The organism is Catenulispora pinisilvae, assembly GCF_015356865.1.
In the GTDB taxonomy this organism is placed as follows: Bacteria; Actinomycetota; Actinomycetes; order Streptomycetales; family Catenulisporaceae; genus Catenulispora; species Catenulispora pinisilvae.
In genome coordinates, this window is record NZ_JAAFZA010000550.1 from 1 (window position 1) to 768 (window position 768).

At 61.5% G+C, this 768-nt stretch carries 1 protein-coding gene; it reads left to right on the forward strand.

Annotated features, from left to right (window positions below; translation table 11 throughout):
* Positions 1-768: AMP-binding protein (locus IZR01_RS49405; RefSeq protein ID WP_194927915.1), on the forward strand; the 768-nt coding region annotated here is incomplete at both ends.

The following is a 768-nucleotide window of genomic DNA, read 5'->3' on the forward strand; positions in this document are numbered from 1 at the left end:
CGACGCGACTCTTGTCGGTTTGTTTGAGGAGCAGGTGCGTCGTTCGCCGGAGGCTGTTGCCGTCGTATTCGAGGGTGAGCAGGTTTCGTATGCGGAGTTGAATGTTCGGGCGAATCGTTTGGCGCGGGAGCTTGTGGCGCGGGGTGCTGGTCCGGAGTCGCTGGTTGCGGTGGCGTTGCCGCGGTCGGTGGAGCTTGTGGTCGCGTTGTTGGCGGTGTTGAAGTCTGGTGCGGCGTATATGCCGGTGGATCCGGATTATCCGGCGGATCGTATCGGGTTCATGCTGTCTGACGCTGACCCGGTGTGTCTGTTGACTGATTCGGTGTCGCTGGCGGGGTTGTCGGCCAAGGGTGTGGTTGGGCCTGCGTCGTTGGTTTTGGATGATGTCGAGTTGGCTGGGTTCTCGGGTGCGGATCTTGTCGATGGGGAGCGTCTGGGTGTTTTGGATGCTGGTTGTCCGGCGTATGTGATTTATACGTCTGGTTCGACGGGGCGTCCGAAGGGTGTGGTGGTGCCGCATGCGGGGATTGTGAACCGTTTGTTGTGGATGCAGGACCGGTTCGGTCTTGACGCTGATGACCGGGTGCTGCAGAAGACTCCGTCGGGCTTCGACGTCTCGGTGTGGGAGTTCTTCTGGCCGCTGCTGGTGGGTGCGGGTCTGGTGGTGGCGCGGCCTGGTGGTCATCGTGATCCGGCGTATGTGGCGGGGCTGATTGTCTCTGCTGGTGTGACGACGGTGCATTTTGTGCCGTCGATGCTGGCGGCGTT